The organism is Microbacterium enclense, from assembly GCF_001456955.1.
Taxonomy (GTDB): domain Bacteria; phylum Actinomycetota; class Actinomycetes; order Actinomycetales; family Microbacteriaceae; genus Microbacterium; species Microbacterium enclense.
The window spans coordinates 591,276-614,140 of record NZ_KQ758467.1 but is presented as its reverse complement, the minus strand read 5'-3'; the positions used below and the strand labels follow the sequence as shown (position 1 = coordinate 614,140).

The 22,865-nt window shown below is 69.5% G+C and carries 25 protein-coding genes and 1 pseudogene; 8 read left to right on the top strand and 18 right to left on the bottom strand.

All coding sequences use genetic code 11. The annotated features are described in order from the left end of the window. Nucleotides 1–207: 207 nt before the first annotated feature. The gene (sucD, locus tag AS029_RS02865; RefSeq protein WP_058231058.1) at nucleotides 208–1,110 is read right to left on the bottom strand and encodes a succinate--CoA ligase subunit alpha; all 903 of its coding nucleotides are present in this window, start codon (nucleotides 1,108–1,110) and stop codon (nucleotides 208–210) included. A gap of 17 nt (nucleotides 1,111–1,127) precedes the next feature. Beyond that, nucleotides 1,128–2,291, bottom strand: a complete 1,164-nt coding sequence (gene sucC / locus AS029_RS02860; protein WP_058231057.1) for an ADP-forming succinate--CoA ligase subunit beta — start codon at nucleotides 2,289–2,291, stop codon at nucleotides 1,128–1,130. A 214-nt stretch (nucleotides 2,292–2,505) separates the two neighbouring features. Between sucC and AS029_RS02855 the strand changes: the two genes are divergently transcribed. Further along, nucleotides 2,506–3,534, top strand: coding sequence for a quinone oxidoreductase family protein (locus AS029_RS02855; protein WP_074615832.1), 1,029 nt, complete (start codon nucleotides 2,506–2,508; stop codon nucleotides 3,532–3,534). 845 nt (nucleotides 3,535–4,379) lie between these two features. Here AS029_RS02855 and AS029_RS02850 read toward each other — a convergent pair. Genes AS029_RS02850 through AS029_RS17855 form a run of 3 tightly spaced genes read right to left on the bottom strand, consistent with a single transcriptional unit; the run spans nucleotide 4,380 to nucleotide 8,936 of the window. Continuing rightward, on the bottom strand, nucleotides 4,380–6,782 hold the full coding sequence (locus tag AS029_RS02850; protein WP_058231055.1) for a beta-ketoacyl-[acyl-carrier-protein] synthase family protein: 2,403 nt from the start codon (nucleotides 6,780–6,782) through the stop codon (nucleotides 4,380–4,382). After that, entirely contained in the window at nucleotides 6,779–7,759 is a 981-nt protein-coding gene (locus AS029_RS02845; RefSeq protein WP_058231054.1) for a hypothetical protein, read from the bottom strand. The genes AS029_RS02850 and AS029_RS02845 overlap by 4 nt, the downstream gene beginning before the upstream one ends. A gap of 58 nt (nucleotides 7,760–7,817) precedes the next feature. After that, nucleotides 7,818–8,936 (bottom strand): hypothetical protein, encoded by a 1,119-nt coding sequence (locus AS029_RS17855; RefSeq protein ID WP_228375860.1) that lies wholly within the window; start codon nucleotides 8,934–8,936, stop codon nucleotides 7,818–7,820. A gap of 57 nt (nucleotides 8,937–8,993) precedes the next feature. On the opposite strand from AS029_RS17855, the gene AS029_RS17850 reads away from it, so the two are divergent. After that, on the top strand, nucleotides 8,994–9,305 hold the full coding sequence (locus AS029_RS17850; protein WP_228375859.1) for a hypothetical protein: 312 nt from the start codon (nucleotides 8,994–8,996) through the stop codon (nucleotides 9,303–9,305). A gap of 165 nt (nucleotides 9,306–9,470) precedes the next feature. Here AS029_RS17850 and AS029_RS18070 read toward each other — a convergent pair. From AS029_RS18070 to AS029_RS02810, 7 genes and pseudogenes are all read right to left on the bottom strand, one after another. Then, a pseudogene (locus AS029_RS18070) lies at nucleotides 9,471–9,863 on the bottom strand (N-acetyltransferase family protein); the annotation flags it as partial. Nucleotides 9,864–9,872: 9 nt separating this feature from the next. After that, on the bottom strand, nucleotides 9,873–10,319 hold the full coding sequence (fabZ, locus tag AS029_RS02835) for a 3-hydroxyacyl-ACP dehydratase FabZ (RefSeq protein ID WP_058231052.1): 447 nt from the start codon (nucleotides 10,317–10,319) through the stop codon (nucleotides 9,873–9,875). Then, nucleotides 10,316–10,600 carry an acyl carrier protein gene (locus AS029_RS02830; protein ID WP_058231051.1) on the bottom strand — a complete coding sequence of 95 codons (285 nt, stop codon included), beginning with the start codon at nucleotides 10,598–10,600 and terminating at the stop codon, nucleotides 10,316–10,318. Before AS029_RS02830 ends, fabZ begins: the two co-directional genes overlap by 4 nt. 20 nt (nucleotides 10,601–10,620) lie before the next feature. Next, nucleotides 10,621–11,358, bottom strand: coding sequence for an SDR family oxidoreductase (locus AS029_RS02825; protein ID WP_058231203.1), 738 nt, complete (start codon nucleotides 11,356–11,358; stop codon nucleotides 10,621–10,623). Next, the gene (locus tag AS029_RS02820) at nucleotides 11,348–12,256 is read right to left on the bottom strand and encodes an ACP S-malonyltransferase (protein WP_058231050.1); all 909 of its coding nucleotides are present in this window, start codon (nucleotides 12,254–12,256) and stop codon (nucleotides 11,348–11,350) included. The genes AS029_RS02825 and AS029_RS02820 overlap by 11 nt, the downstream gene beginning before the upstream one ends. Continuing rightward, nucleotides 12,256–13,134 carry an ABC transporter permease gene (locus tag AS029_RS02815; protein ID WP_058231049.1) on the bottom strand — a complete coding sequence of 293 codons (879 nt, stop codon included), beginning with the start codon at nucleotides 13,132–13,134 and terminating at the stop codon, nucleotides 12,256–12,258. The genes AS029_RS02820 and AS029_RS02815 overlap by 1 nt, the downstream gene beginning before the upstream one ends. Beyond that, nucleotides 13,131–14,030 (bottom strand): ABC transporter ATP-binding protein, encoded by a 900-nt coding sequence (locus AS029_RS02810; protein WP_058231048.1) that lies wholly within the window; start codon nucleotides 14,028–14,030, stop codon nucleotides 13,131–13,133. The genes AS029_RS02815 and AS029_RS02810 overlap by 4 nt, the downstream gene beginning before the upstream one ends. A gap of 306 nt (nucleotides 14,031–14,336) precedes the next feature. On the opposite strand from AS029_RS02810, the gene AS029_RS02805 reads away from it, so the two are divergent. The 3 genes from AS029_RS02805 (at nucleotide 14,337) to AS029_RS02795 (ending at nucleotide 15,840) form a co-directional block, all read left to right on the top strand. Continuing rightward, complete coding sequence (locus tag AS029_RS02805) at nucleotides 14,337–14,837, top strand: helix-turn-helix domain-containing protein (RefSeq protein ID WP_082642108.1); 501 nt, start codon at nucleotides 14,337–14,339, stop codon at nucleotides 14,835–14,837. A 10-nt stretch (nucleotides 14,838–14,847) separates the two neighbouring features. Next, nucleotides 14,848–15,285, top strand: coding sequence for an ImmA/IrrE family metallo-endopeptidase (locus tag AS029_RS02800; protein ID WP_058231046.1), 438 nt, complete (start codon nucleotides 14,848–14,850; stop codon nucleotides 15,283–15,285). A 147-nt stretch (nucleotides 15,286–15,432) separates the two neighbouring features. Further along, the gene (locus AS029_RS02795) at nucleotides 15,433–15,840 is read left to right on the top strand and encodes a RidA family protein (RefSeq protein WP_058231045.1); all 408 of its coding nucleotides are present in this window, start codon (nucleotides 15,433–15,435) and stop codon (nucleotides 15,838–15,840) included. A gap of 17 nt (nucleotides 15,841–15,857) precedes the next feature. Here the strand turns inward: AS029_RS02795 and AS029_RS02790 are convergent, their stop codons facing one another. The 5 genes from AS029_RS02790 to AS029_RS02770 are packed head-to-tail and all read right to left on the bottom strand — an operon-like array spanning nucleotide 15,858 to nucleotide 18,934. Then, entirely contained in the window at nucleotides 15,858–16,265 is a 408-nt protein-coding gene (locus AS029_RS02790) for an ASCH domain-containing protein (RefSeq protein WP_058231044.1), read from the bottom strand. Continuing rightward, nucleotides 16,265–16,867: a response regulator transcription factor gene (locus tag AS029_RS02785; protein WP_058231043.1), complete on the bottom strand. Its 603-nt coding sequence runs from the start codon at nucleotides 16,865–16,867 to the stop codon at nucleotides 16,265–16,267. The genes AS029_RS02790 and AS029_RS02785 overlap by 1 nt, the downstream gene beginning before the upstream one ends. Beyond that, on the bottom strand, nucleotides 16,864–18,024 hold the full coding sequence (locus AS029_RS02780) for a sensor histidine kinase (RefSeq protein WP_058231202.1): 1,161 nt from the start codon (nucleotides 18,022–18,024) through the stop codon (nucleotides 16,864–16,866). Before AS029_RS02780 ends, AS029_RS02785 begins: the two co-directional genes overlap by 4 nt. 34 nt (nucleotides 18,025–18,058) lie before the next feature. Further along, entirely contained in the window at nucleotides 18,059–18,619 is a 561-nt protein-coding gene (locus tag AS029_RS02775) for a GNAT family N-acetyltransferase (RefSeq protein WP_058231042.1), read from the bottom strand. 15 nt (nucleotides 18,620–18,634) lie between these two features. After that, nucleotides 18,635–18,934, bottom strand: coding sequence for a hypothetical protein (locus tag AS029_RS02770; RefSeq protein WP_058231041.1), 300 nt, complete (start codon nucleotides 18,932–18,934; stop codon nucleotides 18,635–18,637). A gap of 790 nt (nucleotides 18,935–19,724) precedes the next feature. On the opposite strand from AS029_RS02770, the gene AS029_RS02755 reads away from it, so the two are divergent. From AS029_RS02755 to AS029_RS02745, 3 genes are all read left to right on the top strand, one after another. Beyond that, nucleotides 19,725–20,225 (top strand): hypothetical protein, encoded by a 501-nt coding sequence (locus AS029_RS02755; RefSeq protein WP_058231038.1) that lies wholly within the window; start codon nucleotides 19,725–19,727, stop codon nucleotides 20,223–20,225. A gap of 332 nt (nucleotides 20,226–20,557) precedes the next feature. Beyond that, nucleotides 20,558–21,274, top strand: coding sequence for a histidine phosphatase family protein (locus AS029_RS02750; RefSeq protein ID WP_058231037.1), 717 nt, complete (start codon nucleotides 20,558–20,560; stop codon nucleotides 21,272–21,274). Next, on the top strand, nucleotides 21,267–22,091 hold the full coding sequence (locus AS029_RS02745; RefSeq protein WP_058231036.1) for an ADP-dependent NAD(P)H-hydrate dehydratase: 825 nt from the start codon (nucleotides 21,267–21,269) through the stop codon (nucleotides 22,089–22,091). Before AS029_RS02750 ends, AS029_RS02745 begins: the two co-directional genes overlap by 8 nt. On the opposite strand, the gene AS029_RS02740 is transcribed toward AS029_RS02745, so the two are convergent. Beyond that, nucleotides 22,015–22,812: an alpha/beta fold hydrolase gene (locus AS029_RS02740; protein ID WP_139167997.1), complete on the bottom strand. Its 798-nt coding sequence runs from the start codon at nucleotides 22,810–22,812 to the stop codon at nucleotides 22,015–22,017. The two genes, AS029_RS02745 and AS029_RS02740, sit on opposite strands and share 77 nt — an antisense overlap. Between the last annotated feature and the right edge of the window lie 53 nt (nucleotides 22,813–22,865).

Below are 22,865 nucleotides of genomic sequence, written 5' to 3'. Positions count from 1 at the left end.
CTGCTCGGTGGCCAGCGCGCAACAGAAAGCGCCGAAATCGCACGCGTTTGCCCAGGCCGCATGCGTTTGTCGCGGATCCCCTGCGTTCTCGGCGATCGCGTGCGGTTTCGCGGCGCGTGCGCGCGACCCGCACGCGCCACCCGCCGTCCCCAACGAACGCGGAAGGGCCCGGATGCCATGGCATCCGGGCCCTTTCGATGCGAAACGTCAGAGCGCTTCGATGATCTCGCGCATCAGGGCGGCGGTCTCGGACGGCGTCTTGCCGACCTTCACGCCGGCGGCCTCGAGGGCCTCCTTCTTCGCCTGGGCGGTGCCGGCCGAGCCGGAGACGATGGCGCCGGCGTGGCCCATCGTCTTGCCCTCGGGGGCGGTGAAGCCGGCGACGTAGCCGACGACCGGCTTGGTCACGTTCTCGGCGATGAAGGCGGCGGCGCGCTCTTCGGCGTCTCCACCGATCTCACCGATCATGACGATGGCCTTGGTCTCGGGGTCGGCCTCGAACGCCGCGAGGGCGTCGATGTGCGTGGTGCCGATGACCGGGTCGCCGCCGATGCCGATGGCGGTCGAGAAGCCGAGGTCGCGCAGCTCGAACATCATCTGGTAGGTCAGGGTGCCCGACTTCGACACGAGGCCGATGGGGCCCTTGCCGGTGATGTTCGCGGGGGTGATGCCCACGAGCGCCTCGCCGGGGGTGATGATGCCGGGGCAGTTCGGGCCGATGATGCGGGTCTTCTCGCCCTTCGACTTTGCGTACGCCCACGCCTCGGCGGTGTCGCCGACGGGCACGCCCTCGGTGATCACGACGAGGAGGGGGATCTCGGCATCGATGGCCTCGACCATCGCGTCCTTGGTGAAGGCCGGGGGCACGAACGCGATCGACACGTCGGCGCCGGTCTCGCGGATGGCCTCTTCGACCGACGCGAAGACGGGGAGTTCGACGTCGTTGCCGTCGGCATCCTTGTGCGAGACCGTGGTGCCGGCCTTGCGGGCATTCACGCCTCCGACGACCTGGGTGCCCGCCTTCAGCATGAGGGCGGTGTGCTTCGTGCCCTCGCCGCCGGTGATGCCCTGGACGATGACCTTGGAGTCCTTGTTGAGGTAGATCGACATGTTTCTGTCCCTATCCCTTACGCGTTGGCCAGTTCGGCGGCCTTGTCGGCGCCCTCGTCCATACCGGCGGCGAGGGTGACGAGCGGGTGGTTGGCGGCGGCGAGGATCTCGCGACCCTCTTCGACCTGGTTGCCGTCGAGGCGCACGACGAGCGGCTTGGTGGCGGTGTCACCGAGGATCTCGAGGGCCTTGACGATGCCCTCGGCCACGGCGACGCACGAGGTGATGCCACCGAAGACGTTGACGAAGACGCTCTTGACCTGCTCGTCGCCGAGGATGACGTCGAGACCGGCGGCCATGACGGTCGCCGAGGCGCCGCCGCCGATGTCGAGGAAGTTGGCGGGCTTGACGCCATTGTGCTTCTCACCGGCGTACGCGACGACGTCGAGGGTCGACATGACCAGGCCCGCGCCGTTGCCGATGATGCCGACCTGGCCGTCGAGCTTGACGTAGTTCAGGTCGTGCTGCTTCGCCTTCGCCTCGAGGGGGTCAGCGGCATCCTTGTCTTCGAGCGCCTCGTGGTCGGGGTGACGGAAGCCGGCGTTCTCGTCGATCGAGACCTTGCCGTCGAGGGCGATGATGTCGCCGTCTTCGCTCTGGATGAGGGGGTTCACCTCGACGAGCGTGGCGTCTTCGCCCTTGTAGACGTTGAAGAGCTTGACGAAGACGTCGGCGACCTTGGGGGCCAGTTCGTCGTCGAACTTCGCGGCCTTGGCGATCTCGAGGGCCTTCTCGGGCGTGATGCCCTCGATCGGGTCGACCTCGATACGCGCGAGCGCCTCGGGACGCTCGACGGCGAGCTCCTCGATCTCCATGCCGCCCTCGACGCTCGAGAGCGAGAGGTAGGAGCGGTTGGCGCGGTCGAGCAGCACCGAGAAGTAGAACTCCTTGGCGATGCGAGCGCCGGCGGCGACCATGACGCGCTTGACGACGTGGCCCTTGATGTCGAGACCGAGGATGGCCTGAGCCGCCTCGAAGGCCTCGTCGGGGGTCTTGGCGACCTTCACGCCGCCGGCCTTGCCGCGGCCTCCGGTCTTGACCTGAGCCTTGACGACGACGACACCACCGAGCTTCTCTGCGGCCGCCTTCGCCTCCTCAGGGGTGTCGGCGATGATGCCGGCGAGCACCGGCACCTCGTACTTTTCGAACAGATCACGTGCCTGGTACTCGTAGAGATCCACGGACAATCCTTCGCTGGGCGATCGGTGGTGGGAGGAGGCGAAAGTCTCTCGATATCAAGAGATCTGCGCCAATCGTCCACCCTACCCGACGGGGCTGAAACCCCCCGCCCCTTGCCCCTTCGAACGGAGGGATGCAAGCACCTCGCGCACTGGAAAACGGTGCGCCGCGGACCGCCCGGGACTAGCCTCTCCCCCACCGACGATGGGAGCCACCGTGCACGCTGCCTTCTTTTCGCGCACCGGCGATCCGTCCGTCATCCAGTGGGGTGAGCTCCCCGATCCCGCGCCCGGTCCCGGCCAGGTGCGGGTGCGCACGCTGGCGGTGGCGGTGGATGCCGTCGACGCGCTGGTGCGCTCCGGTCGCTGGAGCACCCCGCTGACGTTTCCCGTCGCGGTGGGCCGCGATCTGGTCGGGGTCGTCGACGCGATCGGGCCGGGCGTGACCGGACTGCGCGAAGGCGACCGCGTCTGGACGAGCTCGGCCGGCTACGCCGGGCGCCCTGGAGCGACGGCGGAGCTGGTCGCCGTCGAGCGCGACCGTGTGTACGCGGTTCCGGATGCCGCCGATCCCGTCGCCTTCGTCGCGTCGCTGCACCCGGCGACCACGGCCGTCGCCGCGCTCCACCTGCGCGCACACCTGCAGCCGGGCGAGACGCTCGTCGTGGTCGGAGCCAACGGCGCGGTGGGCGCGGCGCTCGTGCAGGAGGGCGTGGCATCCGGGGCCGACGTCATCGCGGTCGTCCGCGATGCCCGTTGCGTCGCCACGCTCGAGGAGTGGGGCGCCGAGGTGGTCGTCGCCGAGGCGGGGTCGGCGGCCGATGCCATTGCAGACCGCCGGCCGGGTGGCATCCACGTCTTCATCGACACCACGGGTCGTGCGGACACGGCCTCCGCCGTCAGACGCCTCGCCCCGCGCGGACGGGCGATCGTGCTGGCCGGACGCACCTCGGCCGAGCTCGACCTGTGGACACTGCAGGTGCGCGAACTGCGGGTGGAGGGGTTCATTCTCAGCGCGCTCGACGCCTCAGAACTGCGGGAGGTCGCGGACCAGGTGAACGCACGCTGGGCGGAGGGACGACCCCTCACCGCTCACGTCGGTCAGGTGCGCGGATTCGCGGATGCCGCCGAGGCCCATCGCCGCATGGAAGCGGGCGACCTGCCGCGCACCGCTGGCCGTTTCGTCGGGCGCCTGGTGCTCGTGCCGGACGCTCCTTCTTTGGACGCACCACGAACCACGTGGTGACGGCGCCCAGGATGCCGACCATCAACCCGATCGAGATGCCGCAGCCGACGCCGATCGAGGGCACGAGCAGGCCGAGGACGGGGCCGGCGATCGTGCCGACGACGACACCGATGATGAGGGAGCGCGTGAGTCCTGCGTCTTCTGTCGCCGTCTCGCCCATGCGGTGACGCTTGGGAGCCGGCATCGGCCTCGGCCAGTGCTCGACGGGCCGGCGCGGGTTCCTCGCTCGGGTCGCCGCCTTCATGCCTTCGCGCGCGGCACGTCATCACGACCGACACGAGGGTCAGCACGAGGGCCGACCGCCGGACGCGCGTCGAGGGGTCTGTCGCGCGACAGCCACCGTCCAGACGAAATCGCCGTCCACTGCTGGCGAGTAGACCCACCACGATGAGTCGGCGCTCAACTGCCACCCCTCGCCGGTCGACGTCGGTATCGGGATGAGATCCGATCCGAGCCGCGGGGCGGGACGTGCCGCCTTCCAGATCGCCTCGGCCTGAGTCCACTGGCGCGCACTCCGAACCGGTGTTCCACACCACCTGCCTGCAGCTCGGAACGCGGCGGGTCGATGACGGGACGCCCACTCGACGTCGATGCCGCACGGGATGTCCGATCGGCTCACCATGGCCCGCCCGGGAGTCGCCGCCGTGCTCCAGTGAGCGGCGCACCCGGGACACACCCAGCGTCCGGTGCTCGTCCCCGATGGCCGGCAGTGACCTCCGCGAGCGCACGAAGTCGCCTCGACGATGCGCCGCAGGACCTGCGTCGCGGACGGGTCGAGAGCTCTTCCGAGCGTGTCGGTCGCAGACGACGAAATCGTCACGGACCACACCGCCACCGCCAGGCCTTCAGGCGTCGTGAGCTCGAACCACGACGGACTGATAGCTGCCCCCCACTTCGTACGAAGACACGAGCGCACTCCGGAAGGTCGGACGGATCCGGCGCTCCGACACTGTGCGACCGAAGGTGTCGGCATCCGCCTCTCGGCCCATCCAGAGCGCCTGCACGACGCCCAGCAGCGCCGACGACGATCCCGCGTCGCCGAAGATCTCTTTCGGGGCTGACACGACGGCCGCGCCCAGACCCGCGTCCCGCAGGGCCGCCGCCTCAATGTTGTCGATCGCCGCGCGACCGCACGCAGCGGACACGACGAGGTCCACGCCGCGCGGGGTGACCTCGGCGTTGATCAGGGCTTCCTGGAACGCTCGTAACCAGCCGTCGCTCGAGGGGTCGAGGCGCCCGGGGCCGCTCGTGTCGCCGGTCATGCCGAATCCCTCGATGCGTCCCATCGTCCTCCCTGGCGGGGCCGCCTCGGCTGCCTCCAGAAGCAGAGCGACGCCGGCTCCACCGAAGACCTTGCCCGAATCCTGGAACGGCAGACAGCGCTCGCGCGAGAGGAAGCCGGGAATGCGAGCGTGCGCGGCCAGCATCGCCACGGGCGCCTCGTCAGCCGACAGCACGACGACTCGGTCGGCAGCGCCGCGCTGAATCAGTCGGGTCGCGAAGTGCAGGGCTGTGATGCCGGAGGTCCCACCCGCGCAGATCGTCGCTGTGGGCCCCTGTAGCCGGTTGAGCAGTGCGACGTGACCGCCGGCCGCATTCATGACGGTGTTGGGGAAGAGTCTCGTGTTGCCGGAACCCGTTCGGACGAGTTCGCGCTGAAAAGCCTCCACCGTCGACAGCGGGCCGGTCCCCGTGGCGAAGATGAGACCCGTTCGAGAGGCTTCCTCTCGGCTCAGCTTGCGCTCGCGCAGCAGGTCCGCAGCGACCACGGCGGCACGGCGTCCGAGGTTGTCGATTCGGCGCAGCATCTGTGGATTCACGCCGCGGGTGAGGTGCTTCTCGGGAATCTCGGCGACAGGAAAGTCACCGTATCCGTCCAGCGTGACGTGTCGCGCGCCGTACGCCGGTGTCCAGGCCCGAAGAGCAGCCCGCACGTCGTCGGAGTCCTTCGCGTCGGCCGCGATGGCCGCGGCGCCGGTGATCAGCACGGCCCGCCCCGTCGGATCGGACCGCTCCCGCTGTGCCGTGGAGGCGTCACGGGTGAGCAGAAGGGACGCGTTGTTGCCCCCGAAGGCGAAAGAGTTCGACAGGGCCACCTCCACGGTGCCCGTTCTCCCGGCGGCGGGGACGATATCGAGGCCGTGCGGCGCATCCATCGCATCCGGCGGAACGACCGTCGGCGGGAGCACGCCGTCGCGAAGCGCGAGCACCGTTGTGACGGCTTCCACCGCTCCGGCCGCACCGAGCGTGTGCCCGATCATCGACTTGGTCGAACTGAGGGGAGGCGGGGCTGCCGGACAGAGCTGAGCGACGGCCCGCGTTTCCGTGCTGTCGTTCGCCGGGGTTCCGGTGCCGTGCCCGTTCACGTAGTCCACATCGTCGGGCGCCAGCCCGCCCATGTCGAGCGCGGCCTTCATCGCGCGCAACGCCCCCCGTCCGGTCGGATCCGGCGCCGTGGGGTGATGCGCGTCCGCGCTGAGGCCGTACCCACGGACGACAGCGAGAACGGGGATGCCGCGAGCGTGGGCTGCGGCCCGCTTCTCGAGCACGACGACACCCGCGCCCTCGCCGAGGTTGAGTCCGCTGCTGCGCGTGTAGGGGGCGCAATGCAGGGGGTCCAGCGCCTCCAGGCACGAGAACCCACCGAAGGAGAAGTACGCGAGGGGATCGACTCCTCCCGCGATGACGACGTCGGCATGCCCGCTCTCGATGAGTTCCACGCCGTAGGCGATGGCGACGGCACCCGCGGCGCACGCATTCGACTGCACGGTGCGCGGCCCGGTGAAGCCGAATTGCTCGGCGATGTCATCCGCGACCGAGTGCAGGGGGTACTGGCGGAGAAGGCTCGCATCCGCGCGGCGCAACCCCTGCTCGAGCCACTGGCGATGGAAGGATTCGCCGGAGCGCGCGCCGCCCAACGATGTCCCGAATGAGATGCCGACACGGTCCAGTGAGTACTCCTCCGCCCCGAGCCGGGCGCTTGCCATCGCCTCGGTGGTGGCATCCAAGGCCATGGCGTGGCATCGGTCGACCATCCCCTTCCCCTCTCGACGGGGCGCCGCACCCTTCCAGTCGGCTCCGCCCGGCAGTTCCCCCGCGAGTTGCGAGATGAACCCGCTGGCATCGACCGACGTCACCCGGGAGATGCCCGAGGAGCCCCGTCTGATGGCGTTCCAGCTGTCTCGCGCGTCGAGACCGACCGCCGCCAGTAACCCGACGCCGGTCACAGCGACATCGGAGCGGGTCATCCGATCGGCTCGGTCCAGGACACGGGCTGGACCGCCGGTCGCGAGACGGTTCTCACCGTCTCGCCATCGACGGCGAGCTCGAGTCCCGGCACGTCGAAGGGTGCGTCGAGCAACGCCAGCGCATAGCTGGTCTCGCCGTCGATCTCGGCCGCGCAGAGGTGGACGCGACCGACCGTCACCCCGCCCGCCTCGACGGTGCGTCCGCTCTCGAGGGGACGCGTTGATCGAATGGCGACCAGGCGACGATGCGTCCGCTCAGCGTGACCGGCCCCCCGGTATGAGTCTTCTCGACCGATACCCGCGGCCCACCCGGCCCCCGCCTCGAGCGCGGTGACGCCGGTGAACTGGTCGGGTACCACCGGGTGGTTGACTTCGATCCGCGCGCGCTGAAGGGCCGGCGGACCGACGAGGGCACCATCCACGTCTTCGAGGGGTGACCGGAGGCTGTCGATGAGAACGTCCGAGGCGACGTCTGCGACCACGACGTACCCGTACTCGGCCGTGGTGCCGGTGCGCGCGAGGAGCGCGAACGAAGCCCCGGGGATCTCCACGGACTGCCATTCGTTTAATAGCAGGCTCGCGATGTCGTCCGCGATCAGACCGCGCACGACCTCCCACGCGCGGGGACCCTCGACGGCAATTGCTCCCCATCCTGGAAGGGCGTCGATGGTCACGTCGCGCATGCCGAGTGCGATCGCAACCGCCTTCATGTCGGAGGTGGCACTCTTGCTGTTCTCCGAGATCACGAGAGTGCGGTCTTCGTCGACGACGGCGAGCACGAAGTCCATGACACGGCCGGCGTCGTCGAGCACGAGCGAATCGACGACCGATCCTGGCTGCGCGAATTCTGTGGGCCGGGCGATGACGTGAGACAGGAGGGCCTCACGACCTGCGCCGCCGATCGAATGAATGCTCGTGCCGCGCGCGTAGACGCCGGCGGATCGACGAAGTGCGTGATACTCCGAGTTCGTGGACATCGGTCTCCTTAGATGATCATCGGTCGGGTTGCGTGGGTCGTGGAAGGGGACGACGGCGTCAGAGGGCGTCCCATCGGACGCTCCAGACCGTCGTCGTGGGCTCTGAGGCGAGTCGCGAGTAGGCGGCGACCATCAGGCCCTGCGCGGTAGAACGAATCAAGATCTCGGGGTGTATGCCGCGGACGGACGTCAAGTGGAGCCAGCCGCCGTCCATGAAGAAGCTGGCTGCGCGCGTCCATGTGCGCCACGGGTCCGGCGAGACGTCGAGTTCGAGCACCCCGCCGTCGGAATCCGCGATTCTGACGCGAGTGGCCCTGGCGAGCGCCAGAAAGACGACCGCCTCCAGTCTGCGCTCCTCGGCGATCGCGATCACCCGCACGCCGAGCTCGCTCGGCGAGTCGAACGAGGTCAACGACCACCCCGCACCCTGGGTGTCGCCACTCGGCTGGAACGGGAGCCGGGCGTCGTCGGTCGGCCATGCAGCGCCCAGGTCGAGGTCCGTACGATCCGGCTCTGCGCACGCCCAGAGCGCTGTTGACACCGTCGTGAGCGGGCCGATCGCCCGCCGGGAAGGGAAGGACGAGCACACTACCGGGCGACCGTCACGACGCCATTCCACGAGACCCGCCTCTGGCGCGACGATGAGTGTTCCGGCATCCGTTGTCGTCTGGAGGACATCGGCCAGCGCTCGTCGCGAGCGCCACCACGTGTCGATCACTCGCCCACCGCGTCCGTTGCGGACCCGCGATGAACACCCGGATGACGACACCGAGAGGTCGTATCCCACGCTCGTCTCGCCCGAGAGGCGCACGAAGTGCCATCCCTCGAGGCGCGCCTTCTCCGCACGAAGCCGCGTGGCGGCGATCGTGACGCCGGATGCACCGTCACTCCAGACGACCTCGGTCCCCGCTGCCGGCCACGAACTCTCCCCGTCGGCGGATGCCTCGAAGTCGACCAGATCGACAGGCCAGCGTCCGCGCACAGCGTGTGCGGCGCGCGCCTCGACGCCCTCGAGCGACAGCGCGAGACGTGCGACGCGTAGTCCCATCCAGGGGAAGCAGACGACTTCGCTCGCGCTCCGACTCATCGCCGTCACTCGCACTCCCGCGGGGAGGAATTCCACCACGCGCTCCACGTCTCCGTCGTCGATTCGCCACATCTCGTCGGCGGCATCCACGTGAAGAGGACGGGAGGAGGGTCGTCGCGGGCCCGCGGTTCCGCCCGATGCGACCGGATGTGGATCGACGACGACAGAGCCGAGGTGCCCGGGGTGCGAAACGACGAGCGTGCCACGTTCGTCGAGCGTCACCGTGAAGAGCCCGAGCGCCCTCGACACTACGATTCGGGCTGGATGCGCTTGCTCGCAGTCGCCGGGCGGCGGGAATCCCGGCGCGGCGGAGCCGTTCACGGAGAGCGTCACGAGCGCGGCATCGTCGACACGTCCGACCGCCGAGACGAGGAGGCCGGGGAGCTCGAAGTCATATCGGATCGCATCACCGCACCCAGGGAGCCGGACGATCCCGCTGTCGACGGATTGCGTCCGTGAGCGGCGGATCGATCGCCAGTTGCGCCTGTCGCCGCTGAGGGACCGACCGGTCCAGGCGACGGCGTTGTTCGACAGATCGGTCGTCACCCCCGGAAGGACACTGACGAGCTCGACATAGCCGTCCTCGTCCGGGGTCATTCCCTCGAGGGCTCTGAATCCCACCCTGACGTAGAGCGGGAAAGCCCGAGAGTTCGCCGGGTCGACCTCGACGCGAAGACCGCGAATCCCGCGGGCGACCAGTCGTTCGAAGGAATCGGAGAAGAGACGCCCCGCCAGCATCCCCGTGCGGTGGCTCGGCGCGATCACGAACATCCCGGCGAAGAGTTGACCCGGTGGGGCCACCCGGCGGCCCGACATGGTCGCGTATCCGATGGTTGCGACGATTTCGCCCCGTTCCTCTGCGACGAGGAAGAGGCGAACACCACGCTCGCGAAACACGCGTTCGAGCGCGTGTCCTGACAGGACCACGCCCGTAGGGCCGTAGTGATTCCGGATGAAGAAGTCAGCAACTCGCCCGAGGTCGTCTTCGCCGGTGAGTTCACGGATCTCTGCGGACATACGACGCTCTCACCTTCGGGCGCGGGCGATGGCGAGAACGCCGCTCGCCACGACTCGGCCGGCGACAGTGATCTCGACGGCGAACTCGGTCAGCGCGCCGATGGACGCTCCGGCTCGCGCCGAGATTCTCATCTGATCACCCGGGACGACTACCGCGACGAACTTGAACCGCTTGATCGATGCCAGATACCCCAGGACGGGCTCCGGCTCGTCGGAGGAACCGATCAAACCGCAGAGCTGTGCCGCCACTTCGACCATGTGAACGCCGGGGTAGACCGGGTTGCCCGGAAAATGGCCCGCGAACACCGGATCAGCGATGGATACGTTCTTCGTGCCCACCGCAGAGATACCGACCTCGAGATCATCGACGCGATCCAGCAGTAAGAACGGGTGCCGGTGCGGGAGTCGCCGCGCGACCTCGGCAGACGCGAGCGCGACACCTCGTCGGCCGGTCACCGCGCTCGCGCCTGTTCGATGAAGTCTGCGATGGTGTTGATCGAACCGAAGACGAATTTGTCGTCGTCGGTGATGTAAACGCCGAAGTTCTCGTCGATCAGGCTCACGATTTCGAGGGTGTCGAGCGAGTCGAGTTCGAGTCCACGCCCGAAGAGGGGCTGATCGTCGTCGATGAGGCTCGCGTCGATGGGCAGCCCAAGCCCCTCGGCTATCAGCGCCTTGACGCGGTCGTTCAACTCGCGCCGGGTGACAGCCTGCTGCGCCAGTTCTCGGTATTCCATGTTTCGTCTCCGTAGGGGCCTCAGGCGGTCAATCCGCCGTCGATCGAGATGGTCTGTCCGGTGATGTACGAGGCGTCATCGCTGAGAAGGAAGCGAACCAGGGATGCCACTTCATGCGGCCGCGCCATCCGTCGAAGCGGGACGGCATCGACGAGCCGTTCGAGGTCCCCGCGCGGCATCCGGCGGACCATATCGGTGTCGGTGAACCCGGGTGCGACCGCGTTGACGCGGATGTCGACCGCCGCGGCCTCGCGCGCCAGTGAACGTGTCATCGCGTTCACCGCGCCCTTACTGGCGGCATAGTTCGCCTGTCCCACCTGACCGCGCAAGCCGGATACCGAGCTCATGAAGACGAGGGATCCCCCGGTCCGGCGCATCGCTTTCAGTGACTCTCGGGCGACGAGGAACGAGGCTGTGAGATTCGTCTCGACGACGGTGTTCCACGTCGCGAGAGACATCATCGGTGTCAGCCCGTCACGCGTGATCCCGGCGTTCGACACGACCCCCGCCAGGCGGGGGTGCTCAGCGCGCATGGCCCGGAACACGTCGCGGACCTGCGTCTCGGATGCCACATCGGCTTGCACCGCCGACGCGGACCCCCCTCGCTCCGTCACGGTGCGCACGACGTCCGCGGCTTCGTCGGCGGCTCGGCGAAAGACCACGATGACATGCCATCCCGCGTCGGCGAGAGTCTCGACGCACGCCCGGCCGATGCCTCGGGATCCGCCGGTGACGACGACGCTCCGGTCAGGCTGCACGAACGCCTCCACGGAAAGCGTCGTCGACGACGATCGCCCCGTCCGCGATGGCATCCCCCCGCCAGAAGCGAATCAGGGTGTGGCCATTACCGAGGATGACTGCTGAGCATCCGCTGTCGTGTGCGACCGCGGTGACCAGATCCCACCTCACGGTCTCGCGAACTCCCCGGCGGACGTCCTCGGCGATGTGCTCGGCCGTGTGGAGGAGCTCCCCCGAGATCGCCGATAGCAAGGGCACCCGAGGGTCGCGGAATGGTGTGGTCGCCACTTCCCGTGCCCATCGCTGCGCGACAGGGTCCATCAGAGAGGAGTGGAAGCCGTGGCTCACATCGAGGAGTCGGGATCGCGCCCCGAACGTCGTGCGCGCTTCGAGAATGCCCGCGCGGGGTCCCGCGAGCACGATCTGCCGAGGACCGTTGATGCATGCGATGTCCAGCCCCAGCGCGGCGGCGACGCGGGCGATGTCTCCGTGAGCGTGTGAAGAGGTGACCGCGACCGCGAGCATCGCCCCCGGTCCGGGAGCGGCACTCATCACGAGACCCCGGGTGCGTGCGAGCCGCATCCCGTCAGCGAAAGCGAGGGCCCCCGCGGCAATCGCCGCGGCGATCGATCCGACACTGTGACCCACGGCCCACCGGATGTCGAGGGCGGACGACGTCGAAGCGTCCCACGCTCGCAGGGCGGCGATGGCGAGGAGGACGATGGCGGGTTGAGCATGATCGGTCGCCATCAGTCGGCTGGCGGAATCACCCCACATCACGTCGCGCAGATCGAAGCCGAGCGCGTCCGCGGCTTCGTCGAAAACCGCCCGCGCGGCGGAATGTCGGGTGGCCAGCTGCCTTCCCATCCCGAGGGACTGGCTACCCTGCCCTGGCACGGCGAGAAAAGTCCCCGACATCAGCGGATCCGGCGAGCGAGCTGACGCGCCCCGAGTGACGCGAAGACGACGAACACCGCGACCAGAACTGCGACGGCGAAGCCGGCAGTGACCTCGAATTCACCGACGTGGGCCGAGATGCCGTAAAACGCCTTCACCGCGTCGGCCGCCTGCCCCTCTTCGCCAGCCAGCGCGGATAGTGCCTGCGCGGTCATGGGGGTACGGATCAGCATCGCCGACTGCGCGAAGGGGAGCGCGTTGATCCCATTCACGATGCCGTCCGGGAGCGTCCCGACAGGGATGTACGCTCCGGCGAGGAAGCCGATGACCGTTCCCACCACGGTCGACAGCGCGGCGAACGCGCCGGCGGTGCGCAGAAAGGTGACCACGAAGCTCGACAGCGCGGCGAACGCCACGCTCGAAAGAGCGACGTAGCCGAGCGTCTCTGCTGCCTCGCTCGCGGTCATCATGGGACTGCCCTGCGTGAGCAGATAGACCTGCCCCACGGCGAGGATGACCACTGTCATGCTGAGCGAGATGAGAAAGCTCGACAAGAGGTAGCCCAGGATCAGCTCGACGCGGCGAATGGGTGAGACCAGGAAGTCGCTGAAGCGTCCGCTCGCGCGATCGTCGACGAAGACCGTCAAGGCGGCCAATGCCGTCGTCAGTGTCGTGATCATGGTGATTCCGGCGAAGACCCACGCGTTCACGAACCAGTGGATGTCGCTGCTCGCTGCGTCCGGAAAGCGCTCGGTCAGATTGTCGACCTGCAGGTTGCCCAGGAACAGCGCGTACAGCGCTATGAGAATGAGGGCCGACAGGAGAGAGAAGAACACCCCTGCGCGGTCTCGGAAGAAGAGGCGCAGATTCCGCCCGGTGAGAATCGCGATCGTTCTCATGCCGCCTGGCCCCCCGTCACGTTGAGGAAGACGTCGTCCATCGTTCCGTGTCGGAATTCGAAGTCCGTGACCCACGGCGAGACCAGGACTGACCGGGCCTGCTCGATGTCGTCGACGTGTACGCGTACGAGGTCACCGGATCGTGCCGCGACGAGGCCCCGCGTTTCGCACTCGGCGAGGACGGATGCCACGTCGGAGGCGCTCACGGTGAGCACGCTGCGACTGTAAGCGGAACGGAGTCGTGCCGGACTCCCCTCTGCGACGATCTCGCCCCGCGCGATGATGCAGACCTGATCGGCCCGCTCGGTCTCCTCCATGTAGTGAGTAGTCAGGAAAACAGTCGTCGCATGGTTTGCGCGGAGCTGGTCGATTGCAGACCAGATCTGTTCCCGCGACTGCGGGTCGAGGCCCGCGGTGGGCTCGTCGAGGAAGACGACGCGGGGGCGGTGGATGATCGCACGCGCGATGTCGGCCCGGCGCTTCTGGCCGCCGGAGAGCACGCCGTAGCGCCGGTCGAGGAAGTCTCCCAGGTTGATCAATTCGGCCAGCTCGCCGATCCTCGCCGATGCTTCACGCCTGCGGAGTCCATAGAAGCCTGCCCGGGTCGCCAGGTTCTCGCGAACGGAGAGCAATGGATCCAGAAGCGATTGTTGAAAGACGGCGCCGATGACCCCGCGTACCCCGTATGGGTCATCTACCGCGTCACGGTCATGCACGCGGATCCGACCGGAAGTCGGACGGAGAACTGTCGTGATGCAGCCGATCGTCGTGCTCTTGCCCGCACCATTCGCCCCAAGGAACGCGAACAGCGACCCCGTGGGGACGTCGAAAGATAGATCGCGAACGGCCTCGAGCGAGCCGTAGCTCTTTCGGAGGTGTTCCACCTGGATAGACACGGACTACTCCTGCTTGCTGTGTGGTGAATGGGACCGGGGACACCGCCGAGCAGTCTCTCCGGGAGTCGCGAGACGTCGGCGTCCGCCGCCTCACGGTGTCGATGGGGCACCCGATTCGGGCGGCCGGGCGCCACTCGCGGCGTGACCCGGAAACATCTGGCCGGTCGTCAACCCCCGTTCCGCCCCAGCCGTAAGGAACTCGCGCACAGAAACGTCGTTCGCTCGACGCTCCGGTTCGCGCTGGTCACGATCGACCGCGCCGAGGTCTACGCGGGTGATCTTGCGACCTGACGTGCCCATGAATGGATGCTAACCAGTCATGTTTGGCCTTTCAAAGCCAATTCACCCGGTCGAAGCCGTGAGGGGCTGACCTACGCTGGGCACATGGTTCGCGCGAAGAAGACGCCTCACCCGTTCGACAGGCATCTCGGCGCAGCAATACGCGCGGCACGGGCGCGCAGAGACGTCAGTCGCGAGGTGCTCTCGACCCAGACGGGGATCGCCCTGTCCAATCTCAAGCGTCGAGAGGACGGGGCGAACGAGACGACGGTTTCCGAACTCGAGCGCATCGCTGCGGTCCTCCGAGTTCCCGCGCGGGAGATCGTCGACATGGCACTCAGCGACTACGCCTCGCACGAACCCGATCGACCAGGCGGTCCTCAAGACGGCCTGCGGAAGCTCCTCGCATCGGTGTCGGATGCCCCTCGTACCATCGACGACGCGGACAACGTGACCTATATCGGCCACGTCGCCCCCGCGGCGCGCGATGCCGCGAACACCGATGAACGAAGGCCGACGTCAGACTGAAGGAGAATCCGTGAAGGAGTTGCTCGCGCTGGCAGCGCGCCTCGAGGTCTCCGTTCACGTGGCCCACCTGCCAGAGCCCTTCCGAGGTTTCTACGACCACGGTCGACGCCGGGTCGTCTACGACTTCTCGCTCACTCCCATAGAACGAGCCTGCGTGCTGGCGCACGAACTGGGGCATGCGTTCTACGGCCATCAGGGCCGTGACGACCCCGATGCAGAGGCCGCGGCCGACGCCTTCGCCGCCGCGGTTCTGGTCGATCCGGTCCTTTTCGCCGAGCTCGAGTCGATCGGCCTCGATGATGAGGCCATCGCAGACGAGCTGGGAGTTTCGATCAAATTGCTCCGCGTCTTCGCAGACAACCATCTCGCCCGCGTCAGAGGCGTCACGTACACGCGCCCCCGCCTCGGGCGGGGGCACTATCAGCACGCCGTGCGCTGGGCATCGTGACGTGAAGCGTTGCCCAGCGCCAGCACTGCTCGACCGGTAAAGCACCCGGCGGGCTGTGCCACCGCCCCGGTTTCGTCCCCCGACCTCTGCGCCCCATCCCCCGAACCGCGACACCATCACCACTGCCACCCACACGAAAGGCTCCGCATGCCAACCGCCGTCACGCTCATCCGGTCGTCTTCGCTCTCGGCGAGCGCGGAGTACGCCTACGCCGCCACCGCACCGGCGAACGCCCGCCTCATCTTCCTCGCGGGGTCCTGTCCGCTCGACGCAGACGGCGCGACGGTCGGCGTCGGCGACTTTGCGGCGCAGGCGGCCATGTGCGTGGAGAACATGCGCACCGCTCTGACGGAGGCCGGCGCAGAGCTCACTGACGTCATCAGTACGCGCGTGCTCGTCGCCTCCACACGACAGGCCGACCTCGTGGCGGCGTGGGAAGTCGTGCGCGACGCATTCGGTGCGCACGACGTGCCGAGCACCCTGCTCGGCGTGACCGTTCTCGGATACGACGACCAGCTGGTCGAGATCGAGGCGGTGGCCGCGGTCGTCGACTGAGCTCCAGCGGTTCCGTGTCAGCCGATGACGACGAACCGCTCGAGCACGACAAGCGTGTCGCCGTCGACCGGGAATTCGGTCCCGAGTTCTCTGCGCATCGCCTTGGATGTCCAGAACCGGAGGTGACCGCGACGCCAATCACGCACGGATTCGTACCCCTCGCCCTCGGCAAGAGCGTGGGCGAGGGGGACGTCGCGAAGCGCCACGATGTCGACGTCGACGGTCCGGATCACGCAGACGGGCTCACCGGCCGAGTCGAGGACCGCGCCGGTGTCTCCGACTGACGGAACGGGATCGCCCGCGATCTCGTATTCGCGCAGAAGAGAGCTCGTCGCCGTCTTGTCACCTGCCTGCACGGCGGCGACGATCCTGTCCCTGGTCGGGCCGGGGAACACGAATTCGATGTGAGGGAGGTTGCCGTCCATCAGATCCACCCCCGCTCGCGCGCGTGGATCGTCGCCTGCTGCCGGCTCGCGAGACCGAGCTTGCCGAGCACCGACGACACGTGGTTGCGCACCGTCCCGGCCGACAGGTGCAGCATCGCGGCGATCTCGGCGACCGTCTCCCCGCGCGCACCGGCGCGCAGCACGTCGAGCTCGCGGTCGGTGAGGGGACTGCGTTCATCGCTGAGGGCATCCGCGGCGATCTCGGGGTCGACGTAGCGACGCCCGGCGGCGACCTCGCGGATCACCGCGGCCACGTCATCCGCGGGCCGTGACTTCGGCAGGAAGCCGTCGACGCCCGCACCGAGCGCGCGCCGCAGCACGCCGGGTCGGGCGTGGCGCGTGACGATGACGCAGCGCGAGGGCACGCGCCGGAGGATCCGCGCGGCCGTGTCGACGCCGTCGAGGCCGGGCATCTCGAGATCGAGCAGGCAGACGTCGGGCCGCAGGCGCTCGGCCTCGGCGAGCGCGCTCTCGCCGTCGCGGCACTCGGCGACGACGTCGAGGTCGTCTTCGAGCCGCAGCAGGGCGGCGAGCGCGGTACGGATCATGTCTTCGTCGTCGGCGATGAGCACGCGGATCATGCCGTCACCCCCTCGGGCACGTGGACGGTGAGTCGGAACCGGTCGCCGAGGCGGGTGGCATCCATCGTTCCTCCGACGGTACCGACGCGCTCGGCGATGCCCGAGAGCCCCGCGCCGTCGCCCACGGGCGAGGCCGCGCCGCGCGCGTCGTTCTCGACCGTCAGCACCCACGCTCCCCGGTGGCGGGCGAGCGAGAGGGATGCCGAGCCCCCACCGCCGTGTTTGAGCACGTTCGTCGTCGACTCGCGGACGACCGGGCCGAGCACGTCGGCGGGCGCGCGGCCGGCCTCGGCGTCGACGAGCAGGTCGACGGTCAGGCCCGCGGCGCGCAGCAGATCGGCGGCGTTGGCGAGTTCGTCGGGCAGCGGAACCCCGCGGAACCGTGCGGCGAGATCGCGCGTGCCCCGGCGCGCCTCGTCGACGCTGGCGCGGGCCGCCCGCACCTGTTCGACCGCGGCATCCGGATCGCGCCCCATCATCTTCTCGGCGAGCTCGAGCTGCAGGGCGATCACCTGCAGGTGGTGGCCCTGCAGGTCGTGCAGGTCGCTCGCGAGGCGCAGGCGCTCCTGCGCGGCGGCCAGACGTCCCTCGGCGCGGCGCGCGCGGTCGAGTTCGCGCACGATGTCCCACCACCACAGCGACGTCGCCGACAGCGGCGGAAGCATCGCCACGAACAGCGCGAGCCCGAAGACCGCGGCGACGTAGCCACCGGGGTTCAGGCGGGTGGCATCCATGATCCACGTGGCGACGATGACCACGATCAGCAGCATCACGAGGCGCAGGCGGATGCCGTTCCGCCACCGCACCAGACACAGCGCCTGCGCGGCGAGGGCCACCGCGAGCAGCAGCGAGCCGACGGCCGCGCCGGCGAGGGATCCGGACGCGATGCCGAGCACGAGCGACGGCCAGACGGGGTGACGGGCGTCGCCGTCGTCGAGCGGCTCCCGGCGGTACCGCAGGAGAAGAAGCACGGCGGATGCCGTCGACCCGACCGCGCCGACCAGGTACAGCGCGACGGCGAGCGGAGCGTCGTTCACGACGACGGCCACGGCCCAGATCGCGAGGCCGAACACCTGCAGCGACAGGACCGAGGCGACGGTGTACCACCACGTGACGCGCACGTCGCGGGCATAGGTGGCGGCGGAGGGAGTGCTCACCCCGGCCATCGTACGGCCGTGACATTCGTCACGGTCAGGGGCTGTGCAGAACCGTCGCGTACAGCAGCATGTCGCGCCGCTGCCCGCCGATGCGGTGGTAGCTGCGAAGCAATCCCTCGCGTTCATAGCCCGCGCGTTCGGCGGTGCGGATCGACGGGGCGTTCCACGGCTCGATGTACAGCGCGATGCGGTGCAGGCCCGGAACGGTCGCCCCGAAGGCGGTCAGGGCGGTGAGCGCGTCGGCCGCTCGACCGTGCCCGCGGGCGGAGGGGGCGACGACGTAGCCCGCGGTCGCTCGGCCCTCACCGAGTTCGGCGAGCCACAGCCCGCAGTGGCCGACGGCGTCGCCGGTCGTGGCATCCACCATCGCGAAGGAGTATCCGACACCTTCGCCGTGGCGGCCGCGCTGACGTTCGATCCAGGCGCGCGCGTGCGCCTCGGTGGCGTCGGGCGACAGCGTGCCCGTCTGCGCGATGTAGGGGTCGGTCGACAGTTCGAGCACCATCGCCACGTCGCGATCGTCGACCTCTCGCAACCGGATGCCACCGTGCGCGGGCGGCGTCGTGGGCCAGGGTGGGAGGGGTCTGGGCGGCATCGGTCGGGTCGGGGATCAGCTCGGGAACGGGCGGTCGCGGTGATTGTCGGGGAGGTCCGTCGGTGCGCGGTCCCAGAACTCGCTGGTCTCGGCGGAACGGTCCATCGGAGTGGCATCCATCGACCGGGGCGGGGTCCATCCGTACGCCGCGGACTGGGCGGCACCGGCGCTCATGACGGGCCCGAAGGCGGAACGCACGGCGTCCTTCCGGAGGCCCGCGCGGCGGCGGAACAGCGCGATCGACAGGCGGACCAGGATGCCGACGGCCAGCACGCCCCAGAAGGCGTACTCGATCCAGGCGAAGGCGGGGGGCATGCTGTGTCCTCCTTCCGCCGCAACCGTTGCGGGTGAGCGACGCTACCCGGTCTGCGCGTCGTGCGGTAGCGCGGCGGCCTTCGGCGGCTGCAGGAGGGATTAGGCCTGGGGGCCCACCCGCCCGGTTCGCGATCGGCTGCGACTCCGCGACGGGAGGTGATTAGCGCTGCGGAGGAGAATCCTGCGCGGCGAGGTCCTCCCCTCCCCGAAAGTCCTCCCCTCGCCCCAGCTCCTTCAGAGCCCGCGCCCGCGTCCGCGTCCGCGGGAGGAGATTCGCGCTGCGGAGGAGAAGACTGCGTGGCGGGGTCCTCCCCTCCCCGAAAGTCCTCCCCACGCCCAAACTCCTCCGCTCCTGCAACCCCGGCGGCAGGAGGGGATTCGCGTCGCGGAGGAGCACCCCGCGCGGTCGAGTCCTCCCCTCCCCGAAACTCCTCCGCTCCTGCGGCCCCGGCCGCGAGAGTGAACCCGCGGCCGGAGGAGAATCCCGGGCTACACCGTCCTCCCCTCGCCCAGACTCCTCCCCACACCCCGCGCCCGCGGCGGCGGGAGGAGATTCGCGCTGCGGAGGAGAAAACCCCGCGCCACCGTCCTCCCCTCCCCGAAAGTCCTCCCCTCCGCGAACGTCCGGAGCACCGGCGCCACGGCATCCGCGGCGCCGTGACATTCGTCATGCACGCCCCGGCGCATCCTCCCGCGCGGTCGTGACACCGCGACACTGCCGCCGACAGGCCCGGATCGGTGGGATGGAATCACCGCGGAACACGCCGCGGCCCATCCCCCAGGAGCAGTCATGTCGAACCCCATCAGCGATCTCGTCCTCGGCTTCCAGGGCCTCGTCGCCGACGTGCCCGACCTCGTGCAGCCGCTCATCGTCGCCCTCGCCGGCGCGGTGCCGTTCATCGAGGGCGAGGGCGCCGCGGCCATCGGCATCATCGGCGGCATCAACCCCCTCGTCGCCGCTGTCGCCGGCGCGGTCGGCAACCTCATCTGCGTCGCGATCGTCGTGCTGGCGACCTCGCGGGTGCGCACCGCCGTCACCACTCGCCGCGGGGCGCCCGAGAAGCCCGTCACCGCCCGCCGCCAGAAGTTCGAACGGGCGTACCACCGCTACGGCACCCCCGGCGTGAGCCTGCTCGGCCCGCTGCTGCTGCCCACCCAGTTCACCGCCGCCGCCCTCACCTCGACCGGGGTCTCCCCGGCGCGCGTGATCGCGTGGCAGGCGGCCGCGATCGCGCTCTGGACGACCGTGATCACGCTGATCATCGCCGGCGTCATCCGGTTCGCCGCGTGACGGCATCCGGCTGGGGTGCCCATCGCACCAGGAGAGCACCGCGTCGCGACCGCCACCTCCCCGGCGGTCGCGGCGCTGCGTCACAGGGCCCTGGGCGGGGGGCGCGTCCGCGGCGTTGCGGGGAGCGCGCGGGGAGGTGATCCGGCGTTGGGAGGACGTTCCGGCCGCGCGGCATCCTCCCTTCCCACGATTTCCTCCCGTCCCCGCGAGCGGCCCGGGCGGTCACCGCCCGCGCGCCGGTTCCGGCGGACCGCGACCCCGCCCCTTCGTCAGCCCCGCCGACCCTGTCAACGCCCGAGCGCTGCATCCACTCCGCGACGTAACGTGCCGCCATGGCAGTGACGCGACTCTTGCTCATCCGACACGGCGAAAGCGAAGGCAACGTGGCTGCGTCGGAGGCCGAGCGGGCCGGTTCCCCCGTGATCGCGCTCGACATCCGCGATGCCGACGTGGAGCTGTCGGCGACCGGCCGGGAGCAGGCCGGAGCCCTCGGCACGTGGCTCCGCTCCGTCGCTGACGACGTCGACGAGTACTGGGTGTCGCCCTACCGCCGCGCACGGCAGACCCTCGCGATCGCGCTGAACGATGTGCCCGCGGCATCCCAGGCGCTCGTCGATGAGCGGCTGCGCGACCGGGAGCTCGGCATCCTGGATCTGCTCACCTGGCAGGGCGTGCAGGAATTGCACCCCGAAGAGGCCGCACGCCGGCGCCACCTCGGCAAGTTCTACCACCGGCCGCCGGGCGGGGAGTCGTGGGCCGATGTCGCCCTGCGCCTGCGGTCGTTCTTCCGCGACGCGCTCGAGCGACCCGCGCCGACCGTCGTGGTCGTCGCCCACGACGCCGTGATCATGCTGATGCTGTACGTCCTGCTGCCGCTCGACGAGGCGAAACTGCTCGCCTTCGCCTCCAGCCACACCGTGCGCAACGCCTCGGTGACCGAGCTGGTCCGCGACGACGAGGGGTGGAAGCTCGTCACCTTCTCGGCCGTCGACCACCTCGAGAGCCAGGGTGCCGACGTCACCGTGCACTCCGGAGAAGACGATGTCTGAACCCGTAACCCTGCAGCTGCTGCGCGAGTGGGGCCTGCCCGACGCCGGCGGCTCGAAGAAGTCGCGCGGACAGGTCGTGGTCGTGGGCGGTTCGCCCCGCTCCCCCGGCGCGGTGCTGCTGTCGGCCGAGGCGACCCTGCGCGTGGGCGCGGGCCGGGTGGGCCTCGCGGTTCCCGCGGCACTCGCCCCCAGTCTCGGCCCCGCCATGCCCGAGGCGGGCGTGTACGAGCTGCCGACCGGGTCGGGCCCCCTCGACGACGCCCTGCGCTCGGGGCTGGAGTCGGCGGATGCCGTGCTCCTCGGCCCGGGTTTCGATGATCCGGATGCCACCCGCGCGGCGCTGCAGACCGTGGCCGGCGCCGACATCGACCGCCTCGTGCTCGATGCGTTCGCGCTCGGCATCCTGCCGTCCTTTGATCGCGGCATCCTGCCCTCCGACCTGCTCATCAACGCCAATGAAGAGGAAGCGGAGCTGCTGCTCGAACGCGACCTGAGCGCCGATCGCGAGGCCGACATCGTGGAGATCGCACGACGGTACGACGCCGTCGTACATTGCTTCGGCACGGTCGCGCACCCGGACGGGCGGTGTTGGCAGGCCGAGCCGGGTGGGTCGGGTCTCGGCACCGCCGGCAGCGGCGACGTGCTCTCGGGCGCCATCACGGGGTTCGCCGCCCTCGGCATGGAGCCGGAGCGTGCGGCCGTCTGGGGCGGGTGGACGCACGCCCGCGCCGGCGACCGGCTCACCGAGCGGGTGGGTGTGGGCTTTCTCGCGCGGGACCTGCTGCCGGAGCTGACCGCCGTCGTGCACGAGAGCTGAAGTCGCGGATCCGCTCCGCCGTCTCGCGCGGTGCGGTGAAGTGGGCGAGGTGCCGGTGGCCCTCGATCACCGCGACCTCGGCGATCGGCGCCCGTGCGGCGAGCCGCTCCACCCACTCCTGCGAGGCGATCGGGTCGTTCGAACCGCGCATGAGAAGGAGAGGCACCCCGAGGCCCGATATTCGCTCCTCTATCGGGTACCGCAGCATGTGCACCGCCTGCCGCGCGTACCAGACGGGTCCGCACCGCAGATAGTCGCTGACGACGATGCCGTTCAGCCGCGGGGGTTCGAGCGCGGAGTCGCGGGCCAGCAGCAGCGCCTGCGTGACCGCCTCCCGCCGCGCACTGTCGACCACCGGCCCGAGCGCGACGACGCCCCGCGCCAGGTCGGGGCGCAGACGGGCGAGCTCGACCACCCACTGCGAACCCATCGACTGCCCGACCATCACGGCGTCACGCACTCCCAGTTCGTCGAGCACGCGGCCGAGGGCATCGGCGGTCTCGCGGATGCCGGGGGTCCGTCCGGGTTTCGGCACCCCGCCGAAGCCGGGCAGATCGACGGCGCGCACCTCGGCATCCGTCGCCAGTTCGGCCTGGAGGCGCCGGAAGTAGCGGTGCGACATGCCGATGCCATGCACGAGCACGTACACCGGAGCCCCCGGCCGCCGGGTCGAGAAGGAGCGGAAGGCGAGATTGGTCACGGAGTGGTGCTGCGTCGTCACGCCGGACACCGTAGGACCGGTTCGCGGGGCCGCGGATGAGGGTTGCGCAGGAG

What these genes read in the sequence shown, in the direction of transcription:
- sucD (WP_058231058.1), bottom strand. Translation starts at nt 1,110, where the DNA reads ATGTCGATCTACCTCAACAAGGACTCCAAGGTCATCGTCCAGGGCATC.
- AS029_RS02775 (WP_058231042.1), bottom strand. Translation starts at nt 18,619, where the DNA reads ATGCCGCCCAGACCCCTCCCACCCTGGCCCACGACGCCGCCCGCGCAC.
- AS029_RS02815 (WP_058231049.1), bottom strand. Translation starts at nt 13,134, where the DNA reads ATGAGAACGATCGCGATTCTCACCGGGCGGAATCTGCGCCTCTTCTTC.
- AS029_RS02750 (WP_058231037.1), top strand. Translation starts at nt 20,558, where the DNA reads ATGGCAGTGACGCGACTCTTGCTCATCCGACACGGCGAAAGCGAAGGC.
- AS029_RS02850 (WP_058231055.1), bottom strand. Translation starts at nt 6,782, where the DNA reads ATGACCCGCTCCGATGTCGCTGTGACCGGCGTCGGGTTACTGGCGGCG.
- AS029_RS02830 (WP_058231051.1), bottom strand. Translation starts at nt 10,600, where the DNA reads ATGGAATACCGAGAACTGGCGCAGCAGGCTGTCACCCGGCGCGAGTTG.
- AS029_RS02805 (WP_082642108.1), top strand. Translation starts at nt 14,337, where the DNA reads ATGCTAACCAGTCATGTTTGGCCTTTCAAAGCCAATTCACCCGGTCGA.
- AS029_RS17850 (WP_228375859.1), top strand. Translation starts at nt 8,994, where the DNA reads ATGTGGATCGACGACGACAGAGCCGAGGTGCCCGGGGTGCGAAACGAC.
- AS029_RS02785 (WP_058231043.1), bottom strand. Translation starts at nt 16,867, where the DNA reads ATGATCCGCGTGCTCATCGCCGACGACGAAGACATGATCCGTACCGCG.
- AS029_RS02790 (WP_058231044.1), bottom strand. Translation starts at nt 16,265, where the DNA reads ATGGACGGCAACCTCCCTCACATCGAATTCGTGTTCCCCGGCCCGACC.
- AS029_RS02845 (WP_058231054.1), bottom strand. Translation starts at nt 7,759, where the DNA reads ATGTCCACGAACTCGGAGTATCACGCACTTCGTCGATCCGCCGGCGTC.
- AS029_RS02795 (WP_058231045.1), top strand. Translation starts at nt 15,433, where the DNA reads ATGCCAACCGCCGTCACGCTCATCCGGTCGTCTTCGCTCTCGGCGAGC.
- AS029_RS02820 (WP_058231050.1), bottom strand. Translation starts at nt 12,256, where the DNA reads ATGTCGGGGACTTTTCTCGCCGTGCCAGGGCAGGGTAGCCAGTCCCTC.
- AS029_RS02755 (WP_058231038.1), top strand. Translation starts at nt 19,725, where the DNA reads ATGTCGAACCCCATCAGCGATCTCGTCCTCGGCTTCCAGGGCCTCGTC.
- AS029_RS02745 (WP_058231036.1), top strand. Translation starts at nt 21,267, where the DNA reads ATGTCTGAACCCGTAACCCTGCAGCTGCTGCGCGAGTGGGGCCTGCCC.
- AS029_RS02770 (WP_058231041.1), bottom strand. Translation starts at nt 18,934, where the DNA reads ATGCCCCCCGCCTTCGCCTGGATCGAGTACGCCTTCTGGGGCGTGCTG.